The sequence below is a fragment of the Pseudomonas sp. Leaf129 genome, from assembly GCF_001423465.1.
Lineage (GTDB): Bacteria > Pseudomonadota > Gammaproteobacteria > Pseudomonadales > Pseudomonadaceae > Aquipseudomonas > Aquipseudomonas coleopterorum.
In genome coordinates this window covers 193,802-215,612 of record NZ_LMOC01000009.1, presented here as the reverse complement: position 1 = coordinate 215,612, position 21,811 = coordinate 193,802, and the positions used below count along the sequence as shown (strand labels likewise).

At 61.0% G+C, this 21,811-nt stretch carries 27 protein-coding genes, 1 other RNA gene and 1 pseudogene; 13 read left to right on the top strand and 16 right to left on the bottom strand.

The window, feature by feature from the left end; translation table 11 throughout:
- Window positions 1-3: 3 nt before the first annotated feature.
- Window positions 4-1,350 (bottom strand): glycerol-3-phosphate transporter, encoded by a 1,347-nt coding sequence (glpT, locus tag ASF66_RS17335; RefSeq protein WP_056844744.1) that lies wholly within the window; start codon window positions 1,348-1,350, stop codon window positions 4-6.
- A 283-nt stretch (window positions 1,351-1,633) separates the two neighbouring features.
- On the opposite strand from glpT, the gene ASF66_RS17330 reads away from it, so the two are divergent.
- Window positions 1,634-2,050, top strand: a complete 417-nt coding sequence (locus ASF66_RS17330) for a flagellar basal body-associated protein FliL (RefSeq protein WP_056844743.1) — start codon at window positions 1,634-1,636, stop codon at window positions 2,048-2,050.
- 80 nt (window positions 2,051-2,130) lie between these two features.
- Window positions 2,131-3,477: a Fic family protein gene (locus ASF66_RS17325; protein ID WP_056844742.1), complete on the top strand. Its 1,347-nt coding sequence runs from the start codon at window positions 2,131-2,133 to the stop codon at window positions 3,475-3,477.
- A 76-nt stretch (window positions 3,478-3,553) separates the two neighbouring features.
- Here ASF66_RS17325 and ASF66_RS17320 read toward each other — a convergent pair whose 3' ends face one another.
- From ASF66_RS17320 to ASF66_RS17300, 6 genes and pseudogenes are all read right to left on the bottom strand, one after another.
- Window positions 3,554-3,817, bottom strand: coding sequence for a bacteriocin immunity protein (locus ASF66_RS17320; RefSeq protein WP_056844741.1), 264 nt, complete (start codon window positions 3,815-3,817; stop codon window positions 3,554-3,556).
- On the bottom strand, window positions 3,814-4,293 hold the full coding sequence (locus ASF66_RS17315) for an HNH endonuclease signature motif containing protein (protein ID WP_056844740.1): 480 nt from the start codon (window positions 4,291-4,293) through the stop codon (window positions 3,814-3,816). Before ASF66_RS17315 ends, ASF66_RS17320 begins: the two co-directional genes overlap by 4 nt.
- Window positions 4,294-4,576: 283 nt before the next feature.
- A complete protein-coding gene (locus tag ASF66_RS22190) occupies window positions 4,577-4,843 on the bottom strand; it encodes a bacteriocin immunity protein (RefSeq protein WP_082484706.1) in 267 nt (88 codons plus the stop codon).
- A pseudogene (locus tag ASF66_RS23325) lies at window positions 4,840-5,115 on the bottom strand (S-type pyocin domain-containing protein); the annotation flags it as partial. The pseudogene ASF66_RS23325 and the gene ASF66_RS22190, both read right to left, overlap by 4 nt.
- A 245-nt stretch (window positions 5,116-5,360) precedes the next feature.
- Window positions 5,361-5,627: a bacteriocin immunity protein gene (locus ASF66_RS17305; protein WP_056844738.1), complete on the bottom strand. Its 267-nt coding sequence runs from the start codon at window positions 5,625-5,627 to the stop codon at window positions 5,361-5,363.
- The gene (locus ASF66_RS17300; protein ID WP_056844737.1) at window positions 5,624-6,532 is read right to left on the bottom strand and encodes an S-type pyocin domain-containing protein; all 909 of its coding nucleotides are present in this window, start codon (window positions 6,530-6,532) and stop codon (window positions 5,624-5,626) included. Before ASF66_RS17300 ends, ASF66_RS17305 begins: the two co-directional genes overlap by 4 nt.
- Window positions 6,533-6,771: 239 nt before the next feature.
- On the opposite strand from ASF66_RS17300, the gene ASF66_RS17295 reads away from it, so the two are divergent.
- Both ASF66_RS17295 and ASF66_RS17290 read left to right on the top strand, forming a co-directional pair.
- Window positions 6,772-7,059, top strand: coding sequence for a hypothetical protein (locus ASF66_RS17295; protein WP_056844736.1), 288 nt, complete (start codon window positions 6,772-6,774; stop codon window positions 7,057-7,059).
- A gap of 87 nt (window positions 7,060-7,146) precedes the next feature.
- Window positions 7,147-7,362, top strand: a complete 216-nt coding sequence (locus ASF66_RS17290; protein WP_056844735.1) for a hypothetical protein — start codon at window positions 7,147-7,149, stop codon at window positions 7,360-7,362.
- Between the two features lie 125 nt (window positions 7,363-7,487).
- Here the strand turns inward: ASF66_RS17290 and ASF66_RS22545 are convergent, their stop codons facing one another.
- On the bottom strand, window positions 7,488-7,655 hold the full coding sequence (locus ASF66_RS22545; protein WP_156463218.1) for a hypothetical protein: 168 nt from the start codon (window positions 7,653-7,655) through the stop codon (window positions 7,488-7,490).
- 199 nt (window positions 7,656-7,854) lie between these two features.
- Complete coding sequence (locus tag ASF66_RS17285) at window positions 7,855-8,304, bottom strand: EVE domain-containing protein (protein WP_056844734.1); 450 nt, start codon at window positions 8,302-8,304, stop codon at window positions 7,855-7,857.
- A 197-nt stretch (window positions 8,305-8,501) separates the two neighbouring features.
- Here ASF66_RS17285 and ASF66_RS22750 point away from each other — a divergent pair, with 197 nt between their 5' ends.
- Window positions 8,502-8,654 carry a hypothetical protein gene (locus ASF66_RS22750; protein WP_177331306.1) on the top strand — a complete coding sequence of 51 codons (153 nt, stop codon included), beginning with the start codon at window positions 8,502-8,504 and terminating at the stop codon, window positions 8,652-8,654.
- Between the two features lie 42 nt (window positions 8,655-8,696).
- Here ASF66_RS22750 and ASF66_RS17280 read toward each other — a convergent pair whose 3' ends face one another.
- From ASF66_RS17280 to ASF66_RS17270, 4 genes are all read right to left on the bottom strand, one after another.
- Window positions 8,697-9,314, bottom strand: a complete 618-nt coding sequence (locus ASF66_RS17280; protein WP_056844733.1) for a 5-formyltetrahydrofolate cyclo-ligase — start codon at window positions 9,312-9,314, stop codon at window positions 8,697-8,699.
- A gap of 101 nt (window positions 9,315-9,415) precedes the next feature.
- Window positions 9,416-9,593: non-coding RNA, 6S RNA (ssrS, locus tag ASF66_RS22185), on the bottom strand.
- 30 nt (window positions 9,594-9,623) lie between these two features.
- Window positions 9,624-9,941, bottom strand: coding sequence for a cell division protein ZapA (locus tag ASF66_RS17275; RefSeq protein WP_056844732.1), 318 nt, complete (start codon window positions 9,939-9,941; stop codon window positions 9,624-9,626).
- Window positions 9,938-10,147, bottom strand: coding sequence for a TIGR02449 family protein (locus ASF66_RS17270; RefSeq protein ID WP_043193782.1), 210 nt, complete (start codon window positions 10,145-10,147; stop codon window positions 9,938-9,940). The genes ASF66_RS17275 and ASF66_RS17270 overlap by 4 nt, the downstream gene beginning before the upstream one ends.
- A gap of 163 nt (window positions 10,148-10,310) precedes the next feature.
- Between ASF66_RS17270 and ASF66_RS17265 the strand changes: the two genes are divergently transcribed.
- The 8 genes from ASF66_RS17265 to gcvH all read left to right on the top strand — a co-directional run bounded on the left by ASF66_RS17265 (window position 10,311) and on the right by gcvH (window position 19,227).
- Window positions 10,311-10,868 (top strand): YecA/YgfB family protein, encoded by a 558-nt coding sequence (locus ASF66_RS17265; RefSeq protein ID WP_056844731.1) that lies wholly within the window; start codon window positions 10,311-10,313, stop codon window positions 10,866-10,868.
- 26 nt (window positions 10,869-10,894) lie between these two features.
- Window positions 10,895-12,226, top strand: a complete 1,332-nt coding sequence (gene pepP, locus ASF66_RS17260; protein WP_056844730.1) for a Xaa-Pro aminopeptidase — start codon at window positions 10,895-10,897, stop codon at window positions 12,224-12,226.
- Entirely contained in the window at window positions 12,223-13,419 is a 1,197-nt protein-coding gene (ubiH, locus tag ASF66_RS17255) for a 2-octaprenyl-6-methoxyphenyl hydroxylase (protein ID WP_056844729.1), read from the top strand. Before pepP ends, ubiH begins: the two co-directional genes overlap by 4 nt.
- Window positions 13,420-13,442: 23 nt before the next feature.
- Complete coding sequence (locus tag ASF66_RS17250; RefSeq protein ID WP_162240093.1) at window positions 13,443-14,660, top strand: 2-octaprenyl-3-methyl-6-methoxy-1,4-benzoquinol hydroxylase; 1,218 nt, start codon at window positions 13,443-13,445, stop codon at window positions 14,658-14,660.
- 119 nt (window positions 14,661-14,779) lie between these two features.
- Window positions 14,780-15,781 carry an extracellular solute-binding protein gene (locus ASF66_RS17245; protein WP_049860284.1) on the top strand — a complete coding sequence of 334 codons (1,002 nt, stop codon included), beginning with the start codon at window positions 14,780-14,782 and terminating at the stop codon, window positions 15,779-15,781.
- Window positions 15,782-15,979: 198 nt separating this feature from the next.
- Entirely contained in the window at window positions 15,980-17,605 is a 1,626-nt protein-coding gene (locus ASF66_RS17240; RefSeq protein WP_056844727.1) for an ABC transporter permease, read from the top strand.
- A gap of 111 nt (window positions 17,606-17,716) precedes the next feature.
- Window positions 17,717-18,799 carry a glycine cleavage system aminomethyltransferase GcvT gene (gcvT, locus tag ASF66_RS17235; RefSeq protein ID WP_056844726.1) on the top strand — a complete coding sequence of 361 codons (1,083 nt, stop codon included), beginning with the start codon at window positions 17,717-17,719 and terminating at the stop codon, window positions 18,797-18,799.
- Between the two features lie 44 nt (window positions 18,800-18,843).
- On the top strand, window positions 18,844-19,227 hold the full coding sequence (gcvH, locus tag ASF66_RS17230) for a glycine cleavage system protein GcvH (RefSeq protein WP_056844725.1): 384 nt from the start codon (window positions 18,844-18,846) through the stop codon (window positions 19,225-19,227).
- 36 nt (window positions 19,228-19,263) lie between these two features.
- Here the strand turns inward: gcvH and tauD are convergent, their stop codons facing one another.
- Genes tauD through tauB form a run of 3 tightly spaced genes read right to left on the bottom strand, consistent with a single transcriptional unit; the run spans window position 19,264 to window position 21,792 of the window.
- Entirely contained in the window at window positions 19,264-20,097 is an 834-nt protein-coding gene (gene tauD / locus ASF66_RS17225; protein WP_049860280.1) for a taurine dioxygenase, read from the bottom strand.
- A 31-nt stretch (window positions 20,098-20,128) separates the two neighbouring features.
- Window positions 20,129-20,959: a taurine ABC transporter permease TauC gene (gene tauC / locus ASF66_RS17220; RefSeq protein WP_049860279.1), complete on the bottom strand. Its 831-nt coding sequence runs from the start codon at window positions 20,957-20,959 to the stop codon at window positions 20,129-20,131.
- Window positions 20,956-21,792, bottom strand: a complete 837-nt coding sequence (tauB, locus tag ASF66_RS17215) for a taurine ABC transporter ATP-binding subunit (RefSeq protein WP_056844724.1) — start codon at window positions 21,790-21,792, stop codon at window positions 20,956-20,958. The genes tauC and tauB overlap by 4 nt, the downstream gene beginning before the upstream one ends.
- Between the last annotated feature and the right edge of the window lie 19 nt (window positions 21,793-21,811).

Here is a 21,811-nt window from a genome sequence, read left to right as displayed (position 1 = left end):
CAATCAGGCATGGCGCTCGGCGCTGGCCACTTGCTTGTGCCAGAGCGTGGGGATCAGGAAGACGATTGCCAGCAGGCAGGCGCCGATCAGCAGGACGAAACCACCGTCCCAGCCGAAGTGGTCCACGGTGTAGCCCATCGCGGCGCTGGCGGCGACCGAGCCACCCAGGTAGCCGAACAGGCCGGTGAAGCCTGCAGCGGTCCCTGCCGCTTTCTTCGGTGCCAATTCCAGGGCCTGCAGGCCGATCAGCATCACCGGGCCGTAGATCAGGAAGCCGATCGAGAACAGCGCGATCATGTCCACGGTCGGGTTGCCCGGTGGGTTGAGCCAGTACACCAGGGTGGCAACGGTCACCAGGGCCATGAACACCACGCCGGTCAGCCCGCGATTGCCGCGGAAGATCTTGTCCGACATCCAGCCGCACAGCAAGGTGCCGGGAATGCCGGCCCACTCATAGAAGAAGTACGCCCATGAGGTGGTGTCCACGGTGAAGTGCTTGGCTTCCTTGAGGTAGGTCGGCGCCCAGTCCAGTACGCCATAGCGCAGCAGGTAGACGAACACGTTGGCCAGGGCGATGTACCACAGCATCTTGTTGCGCAGCACGTACTTGACGAAGATTTCCTTGGCGGTGAATTCTTCTTCGTGGCTGGCATCGTAGCCTTCCGGGTAATCGTTCTTGTACTGTTCGATCGGCGGCAAGCCCACCGATTGCGGCGTGTCGCGCATGGTCGCGAAGGCGAACAGGGCCACCAGCAATGCAACTGCCGCCGGCACGTAGAATGCCGCGTGCCAATCGTTGAACAGGCCCATGCCGAGCAGGAACAGCGGCCCGATCAGGCCACCGCCGACGTTGTGCGCTACGTTCCACACCGACACCACGCCGCCACGCTCCTTCTGCGACCACCAGTGCACCATGGTCCGTCCACTGGGCGGCCAGCCCATGCCCTGGGCCCAACCGTTGATGAACAGCAATATGAACATCATGGTGACGCTTGACGTAGCCCAGGGTGCGAAGCCGAACACGAACATCACGCCGGCCGAAATCAGCAGGCCGAACGGCAGGAAGTAACGCGGGTTGGAGCGGTCGGAGACGATCCCCATGAGGAACTTCGACAGGCCGTAGGAAATGGCGATGGCAGACATCGCCAAACCCAGCTGGCCACGGGTGTAGCCTTGCTCTTCAATCAAGTAGGGCATGGCCAGCGAGAAGTTCTTGCGCAGCAGGTAATAACCGGCGTAACCGATGAATATCCCGGCGAAGATCTGCCAGCGAAGGCGGCGGTAGGTGCTGTCTATCTTGTCATCGGGCAGGGCGGCGCGATGAGGGGCGGGGCGGAAGAAGGCGAACATGCACAAGCTCCATTTATTGTTATTTGCTGTGGATTCGAATGTTACAGTTTCATTACCGAAAATAAAATCGATTACCGCCCAATGGAGTGCGCGAAAATGTTGCAAAGCGAACTTAAGCGGTTCAGTTCTGCTCGCCATTTGGCTTGATGTTCTAGAAGAACCGTTTCAGCTCTTCGGATGCGCACGAGCTATTGAATCACCTGTACTGGCCGATACAGACAGGTAACAGCGCTGGCCGGCATGACAGCCGCGGCCAGGACACGACCTTGCGGAGAAATGAAAGATGAAAGCCTGGGTATCCATAGTGCTGGCGTTGGCCCTGCCAACCGCCGTGATGGCCAATGAGGCGGCCAAAGAAGGTGAGAATGCCGCTCCCAAGGTGGCCTATATCGGCATGACCCCGCCGTTCGTGGGCAACTATGCCCTCGATGGCGGCCCCAAGCTGCACGTGTACAAGGCAGACATTGCCTTGAAGGTGACAGGGGCGGAGGCGGAGGCTGCGGTGAAGCGCCAGGATCCGCTCTTGCGCAATCAACTGGTGGCCTTGTTCGCGCAACAGACTTCCGACTCGATGAGCAATGTCGAGGGCAAGGAAAAGCTGCGCCAGGAAGCCCTCAAGCAATTGCAGCAAGTGATGAACGACGAAGAGGGCAAGCCCATCGTGGAAGACTTGCTGTTCAATAACTTGATTGTGCAGTGAACCGATTGTTCAGCAAGCAGGCGGACAGACGCCTGATATGGGCGTAGGCTGTCTCAAAATCATTGAGTTTTGAGACAGCGATGTTCAAGGTCCCTCCTGCCGTTATCCGCGATCCGCTTCAACGCATTGCTCGAGATTGTCCGGAGCGCATAGCGGAGTACCTGGCGCTCAACGCGCCTCTGGATGGCAAGGGCCGGTATCAGCACTTCGACAAGCTTCGTTTCCGCATTCCCGAGGGATTGAATCACGAGCTGGTCTGGTCGCTGGTGAAGCTGGCACGTGAACGGCAACTGGGTGATGTCGTCGTACTGGGCCAACCTGCACATCAATGCCAACTGCTACTGACGCCAGCCATCTACGCTGCGACTTCGGAGTGTGATCGACACACCACAGGTGCTGCCCTTGAGTGGATGAGCAACAAGATCGGTGAGCAGAAACACGTGACGTACCTGCTCAACGATCTCATTGAGGATGAGGCCATCAGCAGTAGCCAGTTAGAAGGCGCATCGACCACCACCCAAGTGGCCAAGGATTTACTCAAGCGTCGTCGCGGTCCGCGCACTCCCGACGAGAAGATGATTCTGGGTAATTATCGGATGATGCAGTTCGTGTGGGCGCATCGCACACGGCCGCTGAGCGCTGAGTTGATCGCCGAGATCCACCAGGTGGGTGTGGAAAACATCGATGATGAGCATTACTACCCAGGTGTGTTCCGGGTTAGCGATGAGGTCGTGGTTCAGGACGGCGATGGCAATGTCGTCCATACACCACCGCCGGCGCGCGGCCTGGAGTCGCGGCTGGAAGCCTTGGCCGACTGGGCCAACAGTAACCATGGTGAGTTCAGGACCAACCGTTATCTGCATCCGCTGATCAAGGCGATCGTCCTGCACTTCGCCATTGGCTATGAGCATCCCTTCCATGACGGTAACGGTCGGGTGGCCCGCTCATTGTTCTACTGGTTCATGTTCAAGCATGACTTCGCCGCCTTTCGGTACATAGCCATCAGCAAGCTGCTCAAGGCCGCTCCTGTGCAGTACGGCAAAAGTTATCTTTATACCGAAACCGATGACATGGATCTGACGTATTTCGTCGACTACCAGAGCCGGACGATCATTCGCGCAATCGCCGATTTCAAAGAAGCTTACGAGAAGACGCTGGCCGATATGAACTCATTCAATCGCTTCCTCTTCGACAGCGGTTTGTATGCGCAACTGAGCGACAAGCAGAAAACCGTACTGCAGGTGGCTAGCGGTGAGAAGGGGATGGCGTTCACGGCGGTGAACCTGAAAGAGAGCTTGGGCTGCTCTTACAACACGGCAGCTTCGGTACTCAATGGTCTTGTGGATTTAGGTGTGTTTCGAAAACGCAAGAATGGGCGGGAGTGGGTGTTTTCGTTGGTGCCGACGGGGCTGGCCATTCGACGCTGAAAGAGTAAGCCTTATCGAAACAGCGCGCTGTGGTGATACTCACAGCGCGCTGCAGCAGGGTTAGGCAGTGTGGAGATTATCCGACTTGCTTGAAGCCAGGCTTGCCGTTTTGTTCGCGCCATTCTTTCACTTCTCTAATGACTTCCTCGACTGTGCCGTTTTTCCCTGCCGCTGGCCAATAGATAAGGTCAGTGGCAGATGGATGTTCAGAGACGTGCTTGAAGTGCATCAGTAGTGGATCAAGAATGTGATCAGGCTGATCTTCGTTGGCTCTGTAAATTTCTTGAAGGAAATCCAAGAACTCAGACTCTGTGTATTCTTCAAATTTCTGCTTAGTCATGGATTTACCTTTGAGTGAATTTTTTGATGAGCGGCCGGTGTCACAATGCGAATATTGTCCATGTCGTATACTCCGCCATCAGCTGCAATTGGTTGCACATGGTGCAGTATGAAAGATATTTGACTTTTATGCTGTTGGGCAGAAGTTGTTTTAGGCGCATAACCTCTATCTCTCATGCGCGTAAGGTTATTTTCATTGAATTGAGCAGACAAAGCCGGATCAGCCGCTACAGCTTTCCAAAACGCTTCGCGAAAATTGTTGAAGGTTTTGAACTCTCGGCCTATCAGCTGCTCTGCGATCTGCACAGGAATTGCTGCGCCCAGACCCTGACTCTGCTCCCCCAGCCATAACTTTTCAATATCGCCACCATTACCAGTTGCAACCCCCGCCTCTAACCGCCGATCCTTGAACATGATCAGCACACGGTCAAGCCCACTATCAATCGGGAAATCGACGATGATCTGTTCGACACCCAATCCATCGAGTGCCGGATACGATTAAATGTGCGGCTCAATCACCTCAAGCGTTGCGCCGTTGTAGAACGCGGGTTTCGATGGGTCGCTTGGAAGTGCCGTCGATAACGAGGTGTCGGTGCCTGGATCTTTGAGCGGCCGCCACACAAGGGTTCAGGGATGGACGGGAGTGGGTCTCTCCATTGGACGGCGCTGGCCATTCGACGCTGAAAGAGTAAGCCTTATCGAAACAGCGCGCTGTGGTGATACTCACAGCGCGCTGCAGCAGGTTTAGTCAGTGTGGAAATCATCCGACTTGCTTGAAGCCAGGCTTGCCGTTTTGTTCACGCCATGCCTTGACCTCTCGCAAAATATCCTCGGGAGTGTCCCCATGACCTGGGGCTGGCCAAAAAAACAGGTCAGAGCCTGCCGGGTGTTCACTTATGCCTCTAAAATGGTCCATAAGTGGTTTGAGCACCTCATCGCCTTGCACGCCGTTGACGGCGTCGATTTCATAAATCAGTTCCAAGAACTCTGATTCTGTATATTCTGCAAAAGATGTCTTTAAAGTCATGATTTCACCTTGGAATGAATGGTCTGATGGGCCTTCGGCGTGACAACCCTTATGTTGTCGATATCGTACACCGCACCGCCTTGGCTGATCGGTTGAACGTGATGAAGGATAAAGGTCTCAAGCCCCCTGTGTTTTTCCAGTTTTGGAGCCCAAGACGCATATCCTTTTTGCGTCATGCGTACAAGGCTACGGCTTGAAAACTGTTTAGCTAGCTCAGCATCCACCGCGACCAAGCGCCAAAACGTTTCACTAAAGTGATTGAAGGTTTTGAATTCCTTACTCTGAGCTGATCAGCTATGCGCGTAGGAATTACGGCATTCAGCGGCCGACTCTGTTTCACCATTCATAACCCTTCAATTTCTCTGCGCTTGCTTTTGAAGTGCAGAAACGATCGAAATGGGTATTTCCCTAGCACCAATAGAGCAGCGTCGTTAGATGTTGAAAGGTATACCCTGTCCCCACAATGCGCTATTAAGGTATTCACAGCGCATTGTGGGAAGGTCAGGAGGCTTGTATATTATTCGGCTTGCCTGAAACCAGGCTTGCCGTTTTGTTCACGCCATTCTTTGATTTCCTTCAGCACCTCTTCAGGTTCTCCAGTTTTTCCTGTTTCTGGCCAGTAGATGAGATCAGTGCCAGCAGGATGCTCCGTTATCATACGGAAGTGGGCACGCCATTGACGGAATGTTTCCTCGCCTTCCGTACCCTCTATGTAAAAAAGTCTGTTCAGGAATTCAAGGAACTCGGCTTCGGTGTAGTCCGAAATCGCTGGGTAAATTCTCATTTTCCTTCCTTATAGTGGATGGCGTGGTGGGCCTTTGGCGTCACGATACGAATATTGTCAATGTCATATACCCCACCCCCCTCGGAGATAGGAACTCTGTGGTGAAGCACGTATGTGTCTAAACTCTTATGCTGATCAATTGTACGGACGTTTGGTGCGTATCCAGCCATTGTCATACCGCTGAGGTTACCTTTCGAAAACTGTGCGGAAAGCTCTGCGTCGCGAGCCACAGTCTTCCAAAATTCCTCACGAAACTGATTGAAGGTCCTGAATTCCTTATCTCTGAGCTGATCGGCTATGCGCGTAGGGATTGCTGCGCCTAGACCTCGACTTTGCTCCCCCAGCCATAACTCTTCAATCGCTCCACCGTTGCCAGTTGCAACCCCCGGCTCCAACCGCCGATCCTTGAACATGATCAGCACACGTTCAAGCCCGCTATCGATCGGGAAGTCGACGATGATCTGTTCGACACCCAATCCATCGAGTGCCGGATACGATTCAATGTGCGGCTCGATCACCTCGAGCGTGGCGCCGCTGTAGATCGCGGGTTTTGATGGGTCGCTTGGAAGTGCCGTCGATGACGAGGTGTCGGTGCCTGGATCTTTTAGCGGCCGCCACACAAGGGTTCGAGGCGGTGAATCCAGTTGGACCGTGTATAGATTCTGGACCGCATCCAGCTGTGCAGCGACGACACGCACTTTGGAGGGGATGAGTGCGCCGTCGGATTTGGCGACCACGATCTTCGTCTGATCGCCATAAGTCTCGTTGAGCATGACGTAGGGCAGATCAACCGACCCACCTTGAGCGGCAAGGGCGACCCAGTCGACCCCCTCAGGTGGGGAGAGATCCTTGAGCGGTACGCTAAGAGACAGCCGTCGCTCGCTGTCCCCACACTGCCAGGCCATAGCAGAGTCAGCGCGCCAACGACTGAGGCCAGCATCGCAGACGTACCGACCGCCGCTGTCGTTAGCCCTGCGGTGGCGGTTCGGATCGCGGTCTGCAAGGCGTTCAAGGAGGCTTCGCCGACAACAATGGCAGCACCGCCCATGGCGGAGAACGCCGCCAAGGAAGTGGTATCAGGCAGGGCATACCCATTCCTGATTCTCTGTGCCTCGAGTTCCAATCGTGCGGCTTCTTCGGCCTGTTGCTGAGCGAGCAGTCGTGCGGCTTCCTCGGCCTGTTGCTGAGCGAGCAGTCGGACGGCTTCTTCGGCCTGTTGCTGAGCGAGCAGTCGTGCGGCTTCTTCGGCCTGTTGCTGGGCGAGCAGTCGTGCGGCTTCTTCGGCCTGTTGCTGGGCGAGCAATCGTGCAGCCTCTTCAGCCTGTTGCTCCGCACGCTGAACGTTGGCCAAATGCTCGCGCAAGCCAGGCTGCAGGCCTTCGATGTAGCTGATTGCTTCTGTCAGCAAGCGTGCGGAAAACGCTGCCGATAGGCGGCTTATTTCTCTTTCGAAGAACGGCCTTGCGAGGTTGTCCCCCCTGTATGAAGGGTGGGTAACCTCATTGGTACGGCGCATCATATGCGCGACGGCATCTTTGTCACTGCCCAAAGCAGACGTGCCTTCGGCAATGGCAAGCTGCTGGTCACGCTGAGCTGCATTGTCGGCGATCAACTGTTGCAGGATCGCCAGCTGCGCCTCTATCAGATGCGATTCCCGACCAGCACCGTTGGGCAGGCGCTCTTCCAGCAGCGCACGAACACGCAACTGTGTGCGTGTCGGAATCATCGCCGATAAATTTGGATGGTTGCCTTGCATCGATTTGAAAGCAGCTTCGTAGTGCAGCGCTAGCTCAATCTGGGTTGGAGCGCTGTTGATACGTAGCCTCGAATGAATTGCAGAGCTCAGGTTCTTGATCTGGCCTAGATAATCCAGGGGATACCTGGGGTCTGAAGGCTGAAGTTGTGGCCGTCGCCATAAAACCCTGGGCCGTTGAAGCCTTGCAGGTCCAGTGGAGGGATATTGATAGGGTCGGGGGTGATGACCAGCGGGTCGAGGACCACTGGATCGCCTGGTTTCCATTGTGTCATGCAGGATCTCCTTGAAATTCAAGTGATCATGCTGGACGTCTTGGAAACCGATGGATGTCAGCCAACCCCGACTCTGGTGTAGGGCGATTCCTACGCGGCAAGGGGAATATATGAAGCGAGTACCGGATGCGTGACGTCATGGCACGTTCGCTAAAATAAGCCGGCACCGTGCTATGTGTGGCCAATGCGACATGGCCTTCTAGCGCAATCCCAGCACAATTGCCCACTGCTCTGCCGTCACCGGCATCACCGAAAGGCGGCTACCTTTTTGCACCAGGGGCATTTCGGCCAGACCTGCTTGCTGCTTCAGATAACCAAGCCCGAGCACTTTGCCGAAGGTCTCGACGTGCGCGACGTCGACCGAGGTCCAAGGGTTCTTCTCGGCGCTGGCCTTGGCGTCGAAGTAGGGGCTGTCCGGGTCCAGGGCGGTAGGGTCTGGATAGTCGGCGGCCACGATTTTGCCTACACCGGCTATGCCAGGTTCGGGGCAGCTGGAGTGGTAGAAGAAGAATTCATCGCCCGCCGCCATGGCGCGCAGAAAATTGCGCGCCTGGTAGTTGCGCACACCGTCCCAGCGCGTTTGGCCAAGCGTGGCCAAGCCTTGGATGGACAGCTCATCAGGTTCGGATTTCATCAGCCAGTAGGCCATGACAGGGGTTCCTCAGTGATACGAAATGGCCAGCTTTTGGGGGGTTGAAAAGCAGCCGACAATTGGTTGCGCACAAAGTTTGCTTGTCGTTGAAGCTTGCCCCAGAATGCGCGCAAATTTAAGCCCGGCGCTGCTGTTCGGCAGGCCAGAATACCGTTCCGTTGATTCTTGAATTGCCTTGTAGGGGGGCAGCGTCGATGCGCCGTAAGCCGGATTTGTTGTGGACATTGGTGATCTTGTTTGGCCTGGGTGTGGTCACCACCGGATACGCGCAGAGTCTGTGGGCGAGCAAGGCGGATACGGGTGTTGAGTTGACCGTGGTGCAGACTTTGGTGGTGAGCTCGCGGTAACGGCGGCGCGGCTTTCGCGGCCACTGACCGCTCCAACAGGTTTCAAGTCAGATACCAACCCCTGTCCGTGACCGTGCCCTGCAACGGTACATCCCAACTGGCCTGCGCCAGGCGCTCCACCTTCTGGCATTCATGGGCCAGCCCCAGCAGCACCGGGGCCTGCCAGGCCGTGCGCCGAGCGCGATAGGCCAGGCTGCGGTCGTAGAAGCCGCCGCCCATGCCCAAACGCCCGCCTTCGTCATCGAACCCCACCAGCGGCAGCAGGATCAGATCCAGCGCCCAGATGGTGCGTTGGCGGGCGCGCTGGATACGGGGCTCGGGGATGCCAAAGCGGTTGGGACGAAGCTTTTCGCCTCGGCGTACCTGCTGAAACACCATTTTGGTGCGCGGCCAATCGCTGAGCACCGGCAGGTAGGTCCGCTTGCCGCGCCGCTGGGCCTCGCGCAGCAAGGGCCGTGGGTCGATCTCGCCGTCGTTGGGCAGGTACAGCGCAATGTGCCGGGCACGCCGAAACAACGGATGCTGAGCCAGTTGCCGATAGAGGCCCTGGGCAGCCTGACGCTGTTGTGCGGGGGTAAGTGCGCGACGCGTGGCACGCAGCTGGCGGCGCAATTGCTGACGAGACGGTTGTTGACGAGGCAGCGGCGCGGAGGCGGTCATGGGCGCGGTCGATCCTGATCACGGACGCCACCGGGGCTGTGCTGCCCAGCGACAAATGAAAAGCCCACGCCGAGTCGAGCTGGCATGGGCTGGAAATTCAGGTACTCCCCGACGAACCGCTGTCGGTGTAGCCCTTGAACCCGAAAGTTCAAGGTGGAGATCACAGGAGGTTTTAAGGCTTTCCGTCGAGCGGACATGCACACCAACCCCACGTGCAACCCCCGTGGTTGTGCGTATCGGCTCAGGGACATGACCGACTGGCAAGCACTCCAGGGAGTGGCGCCAGTATACAGAAAAGCTTTGCGGATTTCAGCCCTTGGGCGTTTCCGGATCGGTGGCAAGCACCAGATCCACACGTTCGAGCAGATCGCGGACCTGTTCGCGGGTGTTGTCATTGACCGGGAGCGCCGGTGTGTCCTGGCGGTGCAGCAGGTCGTGAGTGATGTTCAGCGCGGCCATGACAGCAATGCGGTCGGCACCGATCACCTTGCCGCTGCTGCGGATCTCGCGCATCTTGCCATCCAGATAGCGGGCGGCGTTGACCAGATTGCTGCGCTCCTGCGGCGGGCAGATGATCGAGTATTCCTTGTCCAGGATCTGGACGGTGACGCTATTGCTTGAACTCATGAGTCTTGCTCCAGGGCCTTGAGGCGCGAAATCATGGACTCGACCTTACGCCGGGCGATTTCATTCTTTTCGATGAGACTTGCGCGTTCCTCGCGCCAGGTCTTTTCCTGCGCTAATAGGAGTCCGTTTTGTCGTTTAAGTTGCTCGACTCGTCCGATCAATGATTCGAGTCGGCTCATCAGCGCTTGCAGGTCGTTGTGTTCCATGGAGTCCCGGTAGGTACGGTTGGAAAAAGTCGCCTGCCGCTGAACTGGCAGGTCCGGTGAAGATGAACACGTAGTTGGCCGCGTCGATAGTCTGGCGCGGTTGCCGGTGCTAGGATACAAGGCCTTCATTCTAGTCATTGCGCCGTCTGGCGCCTAGTTGCCCATGCCTATTCAGAATTCCCCCTATCACGCGTTTGCCACCCTGCTCAACAGCAGCGGCCACACCGTTTCACCTGCCGAACTGCACGGCCTGTTGCTGGGGCGCAGTTGCGCCGGGGCCGGCTTCGAGGTCGAGCCATGGCTGGTCGATGCCGCCGACCTGCTTGGCGCACCCGCCGAAGACAATGTTCGCCAGGCCTTGATCGGCCTGCAGGAAATGGTCAAGGGCGAGCTCACCAGCGACGACATGACCGTGGTACTGCTGGTCCCCAGCGACGAGTCGCCGTTGCCCGAGCGGGCTGCCGCCCTGGGCCAGTGGTGCCAGGGTTTCCTGGCCGGGTTCGGTCTGACCGCCCGCGACACGGCGCTGAGCACCGAAGCCATGGAAGTGCTGCAGGATCTGGCGGCCATCGCCCAGGTGCAGGACGCGCTGGAAGAGTCCGAAGACGGCGAGACCGACTACATGGAAGTCATGGAATACCTGCGCGTTGCGCCGCTGCTGCTCTACACCGAGTCGGCCAAGCACCCGACCGCGGCCAGCGCCAAGCCGTCGCTGCACTGACCTGACCCCGGAGCCTGCGTCTGCCCATGAGCCACATCCCGAAATCGGAATATGCCCGCCGCCGCAAGGCACTGATGGCGCAGATGGTGCCAAACAGCATCGCCATTCTGCCCGCCGCCGCGGTGGCCATCCGCAATCGCGACGTGGAACACGTCTACCGCCAGGACAGCGATTTCCAGTACCTGAGCGGCTTTCCCGAGCCCGAAGCGGTGATCGCCTTGATTCCGGGGCGCGAGCATGGCGAGTACGTGCTGTTCTGCCGCGAGCGCAACCCGGAGCGCGAGCTGTGGGATGGGTTGCGGGCCGGGCAGGAAGGGGCGGTGCGCGATTTCGGCGCCGATGACGCCTTTCCCATCAGCGATATCGACGACATCCTGCCCGGCCTGATTGAGGGACGCGACCGCGTCTACTCCTCGATCGGCAGCCACCCGGAGTTCGATCGGCACCTGATGGACTGGATCAACAGCATCCGCTCCAAGGCGCGCCTGGGTGCCCAGCCGCCCAATGAATTCGAAGCGCTGGACCATCTGCTGCACGACATGCGTCTGTACAAGTCGGCGGCCGAGATCAAGGTCATGCGCCGGGCCGCTGATATTTCTGCGCGTGCCCACGTCCGCGCCATGCAGGCCTGCCGCGCCGGGCTGCACGAGTACAGCCTGGAAGCCGAGCTGGACTACGAGTTTCGCAAGGGCGGGGCGAAGATGCCGGCCTATGGCTCGATCGTGGCTGCGGGTCGCAATGCCTGCATCCTGCATTACCAACAGAACGATGCGGTGCTGCGCGACGGCGACCTGGTGTTGATCGACGCCGGTTGCGAAATTGAATGCTATGCCAGCGACATCACCCGTACTTTCCCGGTGAGCGGTCGCTTTTCGCCCGAGCAGAAAGCCATCTACGAGCTGGTGCTCGAGGCGCAGCAGGCGGCCTTCGCCGCGATCGGTCCCGACAAGCACTGGAACCAGGCCCATGAAGCCACGGTCCAGGTCATAACCCAGGGGCTGGTGCGGCTGGGTCTGCTCAAGGGCGAGGTCGACGAGCTGATCGCCCGCGACGCGCACCGCGCGTTCTACATGCACCGCGCCGGCCACTGGCTGGGCTTGGATGTGCATGATGTCGGTGAGTACAAGGTGGGTGGCGAGTGGCGGGTGCTCGAACCCGGCATGACCCTGACCGTCGAGCCCGGCATCTACATTGCGCCCGACAACCTAAGCGTTGCAAAGAAGTGGCGGGGCATTGGCGTACGAATCGAGGACGATGTGGTGGTGACCAAGAAAGGCTGCGAAATTCTAACCGGGGCGGTGCCCAAGTCGGTCGCCGATATCGAGGCGCTGATGGCGACCGCGCGGGCCGAGGCATGAGCCGCTTCAATCTGGCCATCATCGGTGGCGGACTGGTCGGCGCGAGCCTGGCCCTGGCGTTGCAGGCTGGTGCCAAGGCTCGCGGTTGGAACATCGTCCTGATCGAGCGCTTCGCCCCCGGCGACGCCTACCAGCCCAGCTATGATGCGCGCTCCTCAGCATTGTCCTACGGCACCCGGCAGATCTATGAGCGCCTGGGCTTGTGGCCGGCGATCAGCCAGCGTGCCGAAGCGATTCGTCAGATCCATGTGTCCGACCGCGGTCGCTTCGGCACCGCGCGGCTTCGCGCCGAAGACGAAGGCGTACCGGCCTTGGGCTATGTGGTGGAGAACGCCTGGCTCGGCCAGTGCCTGTGGCAGGCGCTTGACCGAGAGGTGGTGAGCTGGCGCTGTCCGGCGGAAGTCACCGGCACCCAGGCCTTGGCGGATGGTTACGCATTGACCTTGAACGACGGCACTCAGGTGCAGTGCGACCTGGCCGTGCTGGCCGACGGTGGTCGTTCCGAGCTGCGCGAACAGTTGGGCATTGCCGTGCAGCACACGCGCTACGATCAAGACGCCCTGATCGCCAACATCACCCCCGGCAATCCGCATCAGGGGCAGGCGTTCGAGCGCTTCACCGATGATGGGCCGATGGCCTTGCTGCCGTTGCCCGACAACCGCTGCGCACTCATCTGGACCCGTACGCCCGCCGATATCCGCCGCCTGCAGGGGTTGTCCGATCATGCGTTTCTGCAGGAGCTGCAGGGGGTGTTCGGCTACCGCCTGGGTACGCTGCAGCGCGTGGGCGCCCGACATGTCTATCCGTTGTCGCTGGTACGGGCCGAGGAGCAGGTGCGTTCCAATCTGGTGGTCCTGGGGAACGCGGCGCATGCCTTGCACCCCATTGCCGGACAGGGTTTCAACCTGTCGATGCGCGACGTGCAGGCACTGGCCGATGCCTTGCTCGCCAGCACTGGCCATGTGGGCGAGCTGTCGCTGCTGCGTGGCTATGAGCAACGCCAGCGCCTGGATCAGAACCTGACCGTGGGCTTTTCGGACCAGCTGACGCGTTTGTTCGCGACACCCGATCCATGGGTCGCGGTGGGCCGCAATCTGGGCCTGCTGGGGCTCGATCTGCTGCCGCCGGCCAAGCGCTGGTTCGCACGCCAGGCCATGGGCCTGGGCACTCGGTCGGACATCAAAGGGCAATGAATACAGTGACCCACACCAACGAATTGCGCGCCGGCCTGGTCATCGTCGGCGCTGGCATGGTCGGCAGCGCCCTGGCGCTCGCCCTGCGCGACAGCGGCCTGGACATCCTGCTGATCGACGGCGGGCCGCTGACCGGCAAGCCTTTCGACGCACTGGCACCCTTCGAAGCGCGGGTCAGTGCACTGTCCATGGCCAGCCAGCGCATCCTTCAGCGCCTGGGCGCCTGGGATGGTATCCAGGCGCGGCGTGCCAACCCCTATCGACACATGAGCGTGTGGGACGGCAGCGGCACCGGGCAGATCAATTTTTCCGCCGCCAGCGTGCATGCCGACACTCTGGGGCATATCGTCGAGAACCGCGTGGTTCAGGACGCCTTGCTCGAACGCCTGCAGGACAGCGGAATCCGGCTGCTGGCCAATGCGCGACTGGAGCAGCTGCGCCATTCGGGTGACGATCGTCTGTTGACCCTCGCCGGCGGTCAGACCGTACGCACCCCGCTGGTGATCGCCGCGGATGGCGCGCATTCGGCAGTGCGCCGGCTGGCTGGCTGCGAGACACGCGAATGGGACTACCTGCACCATGCCATCGTCACCAGCGTGCAGTGCAGCGAGGGCCATCGCGATACGGCCTGGCAACGCTTCACCGACGAGGGCCCGCTGGCCTTTCTGCCTTTGCAGCGCGGTGATGGCAAGCATTGGTGCTCGATCGTCTGGTCGACCACGCCGGAGCAGTCCGAACGCCTGATGGCCTTGGACGACGCGGCTTTCTGCCGAGCGCTGGGTCAAGCCTTCGAGGGACGTCTGGGGGAGGTCATCGCTGCCGATCCTCGCTTGTGCGTCCCGTTGCGTCAGCGACATGCCAAGCGCTACGTGGAAACCGGTCTGGCACTGATCGGCGATGCCGCGCACACCATCCATCCGCTGGCCGGGCAGGGGGTCAACCTGGGCCTGCTCGACGCGGCGGTGCTGGCCGAAGAACTGATCCATGCCCGGCAGCGAGGTGAGCGGCTGGCGGGCCTGCCGGTGCTGACGCGCTACGAGCGCCGACGCATGCCACACAACCTGGCACTGATGGCGGCCATGGAAGGCTTCGAGCGCCTGTTCCAGGCCGACCCGCTGCCGCTGCGCTGGTTGCGCAACACCGGCTTGAAGTGGGTGGAGCGACTGCCGGAAGCCAAGGCGTTGTTCGTCTGCCAGGCGCTGGGCCTGGCCGGCGATCTACCGGAGCTGGCGCGCCCCTGAGACAGCCGTTTGCTGCGCTTGCCTGCAACATTTGGTAACGGCTGGCCCCCGAGTTCGGTTGAGAAGGTAAATGTGATTCACTACCATTTCGGCCTCACTCCAACGGCAAGGTTTCCCTCATGATGGTGCGCAAACGTCTTCTCGCTGCACTGGCGCTCTGCCTGCTGGGTGGTAACGCCCACGCTGCCGATGAAGTGGTCGTCTATTCGTCGCGCATCGACGAGCTGATCAAGCCGGTTTTCGACGCCTACACCGCGAAAACCGGGGTCAAGGTCAAGTTCATCACCGACAAGGAAGCGCCGTTGATGCAGCGCATCAAGGCCGAAGGGCAGAACGCCACGGCTGACCTGCTGCTCACCGTCGATGCCGGCAACCTGTGGCAAGCCGAGCAGATGGGCATCCTACAGCCCATCCAGTCCACCGTCATCGACGGCAACATTCCCCCGCAATACCGTGCTGCGTCCCACCAGTGGACCGGCCTGAGCCTGCGTGCGCGGACCATCGCCTACGCCAGCGAGCGCGTCAAACCGCAGGAGCTGAGCACCTACGAGGCGCTGGCCGACAAGCAATGGGAAGGACGCCTGTGCCTGCGTACGGCGAAGAAGGTGTACAACCAGTCCCTGACCGCTACCTTGATCGAGACCCACGGCGCCGAGAAAACCGAGCAGATTCTCAAGGGCTGGGTGAACAACCTTTCCACCGACGTGTTCTCCGATGACATCGCGGTGCTGCAGGCCATCGATGCCGGGCAGTGCGACGTGGGTATCGTCAACAGCTACTACTATGGCCGCCTGCACAAGCAGCAACCGGACCTGGGTGTGAAGCTGTTCTGGCCGAACCAGGGCGATCGCGGTGTGCACGTGAACCTTTCGGGCATTGGCCTGAACAAGTATGCGCCGCACCCCCAGGCGGCCATCGCTCTGGTCGAGTGGATGACCGGACCGCAGGCGCAGGCAATCTTCGCCGGGGTGAACCAGGAGTTTCCAGCCAATCCGGCGGTGGCTCCCTCTGCGGAAGTCGCCAGTTGGGGCGAGTTCAAGGCCGACACCCTCCCCGTGGAAGTGGCAGGCAAGCGTCAGGCCGAGGCGATCCGGTTGATGGACCGTGCCGGGTGGAACTGAGCTGATATCGGTGGTGCGGCCTTCGCGGGCAGAGACCCGCTCCCACAGAAGAACAGGTGCTTTTGTGCTTTCTGTGTGGGAGCGGGTCTCTGCCCGCGAACGGCGCACCACCGTACATGCTGACACAGCGCAGTAAGCTCTCCACAGGAGTGGCTGTCGTTGAGAAAGCCCGCAATCTGAAAACCTCGAGTGATTCCATTGTCCTCTTCCGTCCAACGCCGTTGGTATCCGCTGGTCTTGGCCGTGGTCGGGCTCGTGCTGTTGCCGCTGAGTGTGCTGGCGCTGTCCTGGCAAAGCATCGACCTGCAGATCTGGTCCCATTTGTGGGACACGCAGATGCCGCGGCTGCTGGGCAACACGCTGACTCTGGTGGTGGGCGTAGGTACGGGTGTGACGGTGATCGGCGTCAGCCTGGCGTGGCTCACCAGCCTGTGTGAATTCCCCGGGCGGCGCTGGCTTGACTGGGCATTGATGCTGCCGTTTGCCATTCCTGCCTATGTGCTGGCCTTCGTGTTCGTGGGCCTGCTGGATTTTGCCGGCCCCCTGCAGAGCCTGCTGCGCGAGTGGTTCGGCAACGGCCTGCGCCTGCCGCGGGTGCGCTCCACGGGCGGAGTGATCATTGTGCTGGTGCTGGTGTTCTATCCCTACGTCTATCTGCTGGCACGGACCGCGTTCCTGGCCCAGGGCAAGGGCTTGATGGAAGCGGCGCGCATGCTTGGCCAATCACCCTGGCAGGCCTTCTGGCGAGTCGCCCTGCCGGTGGCCCGGCCCGCCATCGGGGCCGGTGTGGCCCTGGCATTGATGGAAACCCTGGCGGATTTCGGCGCCGTGGCGGTGTTCAATTTCGATACGTTCACCACCGCCATCTACAAGACCTGGTACGGCTTCTTCAGCCTTTCCAGCGCGGCGCAGTTGGCCAGCTTGTTATTGCTGGCCGTGATGCTGGTGCTCTATGGCGAGCGTCGCGCCCGTGGCCAGGATCATGCGGCCAGCGAGCGCCCGCGCGGGCAGGCGCTGTATCGGCTGAGCGGATTCAAGGCATGGCTGGCCAGTGGCTGGTGCGCGCTGGTGTTCGCCTGCGCCTTTGTCGTGCCCATGGTGCAGTTGGTCGCATGGTGCTGGCAGCGCGGACGCTTCGACCTCGACGAGCGCTATCGTGAGCTGATCCTGCATACCCTGTACCTGGGCGCCATGGCCGCGCTGATCACCGTCGCGGTGGCGTTGTTGCTGGCGTTCGCGCGGCGTCAGGCGCCCATGCCGGGCGTTCGCGCCGGTGTGGCGATCGCGAACCTGGGCTATGCCCTGCCGGGATCGGTGCTGGCGGTGTCGCTGATGCTGGCCTTCAGTTTTCTCGACCGCGAACTGGTGGTGCCAGTGTCCAGCTGGCTGGGCGGCGCCGGTCGGCCGTTGCTGCTGGGCAGTGTGGCGGCGCTGCTGGTCGCCTACCTGGTCCGCTTCATCGCGGTGGCCTACGGGCCCCTGGAAAGCAGCCTGGCACGCATTCGCCCATCCCTGCCCGAAGCATCGCGCAGCCTGGGTGTGGGCGGTGCGCGGCTGTTCTTCAAGGTCTACCTGCCACTGCTGCTGCCTGGCACGCTCAGCGCAGCGCTGCTGGTGTTCGTCGACACGTTGAAGGAGATGCCGGCCACTTTGCTGATGCGTCCGTTCGGCTGGGATACGCTCGCGGTGCGCGTCTTCGAAATGACCAGCGAAGGCGAGTGGGCTCGCGCTTCGCTGCCGGCCCTGACCCTGGTGCTGGTCGGCCTGCTGCCGGTCATCGGGTTGATTCGACGTTCGGCGCGCCAGCTGGGTCGAACTCACTGATCCAAGCTTCAGATATCACCACCGCGACCTTGTCGCTACAATGCGCCGCATCCGGCGCAGGCACCAAGGACAATCCGCCTGCGCTTTCGCCACGCCCGGAAGGAGAAACCCATGGGACAGCGTACGCCTCTGTATGACCTGCATCTTGCCCTCGGCGCAAAGCTGGTCGATTTTGGCGGTTGGGACATGCCCCTGCATTACGGCTCGCAAGTCGAAGAACATCATCAGGTACGTCGCGATTGCGGCGTCTTCGACGTGTCGCATGTGACCGTGATCGATATCCACGGGCCGGATGCCCGGGCGTTCCTGCAACACCTGCTGAGCAACGATGTGGGGAACCTGACCGCAACCGGCCAGGCCTTGTACAGTGCCATGCTCAATGAGCAGGGCGGGGTGGTCGATGATCTGATCGCCTACCTCACCGAGGATGGCTATCGCCTGGTGGTCAATGCCGCCACCCGCGACAAGGACCTGGCCTGGCTGAGCACTCACTCCGATGGGTTCGATGTGCAGTGGCGCGAGCGTCCCGAGTTGGCGCTGCTGGCGGTGCAAGGGCCCGAGGCGCGGCGCAAGGTCGCCGATCTGTTGGGCAACCAACGCCGCGAATTGCTGCTGCGATTGGAACCCTTCGAAGGGCGCCACCAGGGCGACTGGTTCATTGCTCGCACCGGCTATACGGGTGAAGACGGCATCGAAATCGTCTTGCCTGCGGCCCAGGCCGCCGACTTCTTCAACGAATTGATCGGCGCCGGTATCTCGCCCATTGGCCTGGGCGCGCGCGATACGCTGCGTCTGGAAGCAGGCATGAATCTGTATGGCCAGGACATGGACGAGGCGAACTCGCCATTGGCGTCGAACATGGCCGGCAGCGTGGCGTGGCAACCGATCTCGCGGGCCTTCATCGGGCGTGAGGCGCTGGAGCGCGAACGGGCTGTCGGACCGGCGATGAAACTGGTCGGTCTGGTGCTCGAGGAGCGCGGCGTGCTGCGTGCGCATCAGGTAGTGCGGATCGCCGGAGTTGGCGAAGGGGAGATCACCAGTGGTAGTTTCTCACCTACGCTGAGCAAGTCGATTGCACTGGCGCGTGTACCCATGGCGACCGCTGACCGTGCGGAAGTCGAGATACGCGGCAAATGGTACCCGGTACGGGTGGTCAAGCCGACCTTCGTCCGGCATGGTAGCACCCTGATCTGAATCGTATGGCGGGCTGGCCGCTGACCCTTGTTGAGGACAATGATATGAGCGATATCCCTGCTGAACTCCGTTTTGCCGAAAGCCACGAGTGGGCCCGTCTGGAAGCTGATGGCACGGTGACCGTAGGCATCAGCGACCATGCCCAGGAAGCCTTGGGTGACGTGGTGTTCATCGAGCTGCCGGAAGTCGGCAAGGTGTTCGTCGCTGGTGATCAAGCCGGTGTGGTGGAGTCGGTGAAAGCGGCGTCCGATATCTACTCGCCGGTAGGCGGTGAAGTGATCGCCATCAACGAGGCACTCGCCGACGCTCCCGAGAGCGTCAATGGCGAACCCTACGGCGCCTGGTTCTTCAAGCTCAAGCCCAGCGCTGCCGGTGAGCTGGACAAGCTGCTCGATGCCGCAGGCTACAAGGCCGCCATCGGCGAATGACGGTCAGCGGGGGCGGCCATTGCCACCCCCGCCCGTTCAGAACGGTCGATCCCCCAATATCGTCGCTCGATGCATCACGCGTCGCTGCGGTCGGTAGTCGTCGATCGCGTAATGCTGGGTCACGCGGTTGTCCCAGAATGCCACATCCCCTTGACGCCATTGCCAGCGCACACAGAACTCGGGTCGCGTGGCGTGGGCGAACAGCAAGTCGAGCAGCGCCCGACTTTCCGCCGCCGACAGCTCGTTGATACGGGTGGTGAAGCCGTCATTGACGAACAAGGCCTTGCGCCCGCTGACCGGATGGGTCCGCACCACCGGGTGCGACAGCGGCGGATGCTGCTGCCGGGTCTGCTCCCAGCGTGCCAGGGCCTGGGCATCGTTGCCGAAGCGTTCGAGCGGAAACGACTTGGCGAAATCATGGGTGGCAGTCAAGCCGTCGAGCAAGGTCTGCAACGGTGCGGACAAGGCCTCGAACGCGGCTATGCCGTTGGCCCAGCAGGTGTCGCCGCCAAAGGGCGGTACCTGTTGGGCCGTCAGTATCGCGCCCATTGCCGGTTCCGCGAGAAAGGTGACATCGGTGTGCCAGATGGCATTGTCGCGCACATCGGTCACGGCGGTGTCGAGCACCAGCACTTCGGGTTGCCCCGGCACGCTGGGGTAGATCGGATGGATATGCAGGTCACCGAACTGGTGCGCCAGCCGGGCCTGCTGGGCCGGCGTCAGTGGCTGGTCGCGCCAGAACAAGACCTGGTGGGCGAGCAGCGCGGCGTCGATCTCGCGTTGCTGCGCCGGGGTCAGCTCGCGACTCAGGTCGACGCCTGCGATGACCGCGCCGATGGTGGGGCTCAAGGGGGTAATGTGCAGAGTCATGTTGGTCAGCTCTGTTGGTGAAATCGGTGATTCAGTGGCTTTGGCCGTGCCAGGGCACCAGCCGTCGTTGCAGGGCGCGCAAGCCCATTTCCAGGCCAAAGGCGATCAGCGCGATCACCAGGATGCCCAGTACCACCACATCGGTGACCAGAAACTGCGCGGCCGACTGCACCATGAAACCCAGGCCGCTGGTGGCGGCAATCAACTCGGCGGCGACCAGGGTCGACCAACCGACGCCCAGGCCGATGCGGATACCGGTGAGGATCTCCGGCAGGGCGCTGGGCACGATCACATGACGAATCAGCTGCGCCCGTGTGGCACCCAGCGACTGCGCAGCGCGCAGCCGGGCCGGATCGACGTTGCGCACACCGGTGGCCGTGGCGATGGCGATCGGAGCGAAGATCGCCAAGTAGATCAGCAGCACCTTCGAGGTCTCGCCGATACCGCACCAGATCACGATGAGCGGCAGGTAGGCCAGCGGTGGAATGGGCCGATAGAACTCGATCAATGGGTCGAGGATGCCTTGGGCAATGCGGTTGTGGCCGATGGCGATGCCCACCGGGATGGCGAACAAAACGGCAAAGACCAGGGCCAGGCCGATGCGCCCCAGGCTGGCACCCAGGTGCTGCCACAAGGTTGCGTCCATGTAGCCTTGGGTTGCCAGCAGCCAGGCTTTGTCCAGCACGGCACCCGGCGATGGCAGGAACAGCGGTTCGATCAATTCGCTGGCGGTGACCGCCCACCAGAGCAGCAGCACGCCGGCCAGGGTCAGTGTGCTGATGGCTCGCGTACTCAGACGCCAGGGTCGGCGCGCAGCGGGCTTGCGCGTGCGGTCGATGGCTTCGGTCGGATAGTGGCTCATGCCAGTGCCTCGCGTGCAGTGGGGCCCTGTGGAGAAACACGCTGGGCGAACTCTCGTTGTGCAGATTCTCGTTGTGCAAATACCTGAGCCAGGACGTGCTCGCGGGTCTCGATGAATCGGGGGTCGGACTTGATCGCCCGGGCGCTCTCGCCTGCGGCGTAGCGCTGGCCGAAATCCAGGCTCAGACGCTCCTCGACATGCCCCGGATTGGGTGCGAGCAGAATCAGGTCGGTGGCCAGAAACACCGCTTCTTCGATGTCATGGGTGATCAGAAATACCGGCTTGGCGGTCCGTTGCCAGACCTGCAGCAGCAGTTCCTGCATCTGCTCCCGCGTGAACGCATCCAATGCGCCAAAGGGTTCGTCCATCAACAGCACCTGCGGATCGGCCGCCAGCGCTCGGGCCAGACCCACGCGTTGCCGCTGACCACCGGATAGCTGCCACACCTGCCGCTCGGCGAAACCGGCCAGATCGACCAACGCGAGCATTTCACGCGCCCGCGCTTCACGCTGCGGCCGGGCGATGCCCGCCAGTTGCAGACCGAAAGCGACATTGGCCAGCACGTCCTGCCAAGGCAGCAGGGCGTCATCCTGAAACACCACGCCACGGTCCGCCCCTGGACCTTTTACCGCGACCCCGTCCAGGGTGATGCGGCCACTGCTGGGCGGCACGAAACCGGCGATCAGGTTCAACAACGAGGTCTTGCCGCTGCCCGAGGGACCCAGCGCCACGCACAGTTGCTGTGGGCCCAGGCTCAGGGAGATGTCCTGCAACACCGGCTGCGCAGCGCCCGGGTAGTGGGCACTGATACGGTCGAGAATCAATTGGGCCACGGTCGAACTCCGTTGGGCG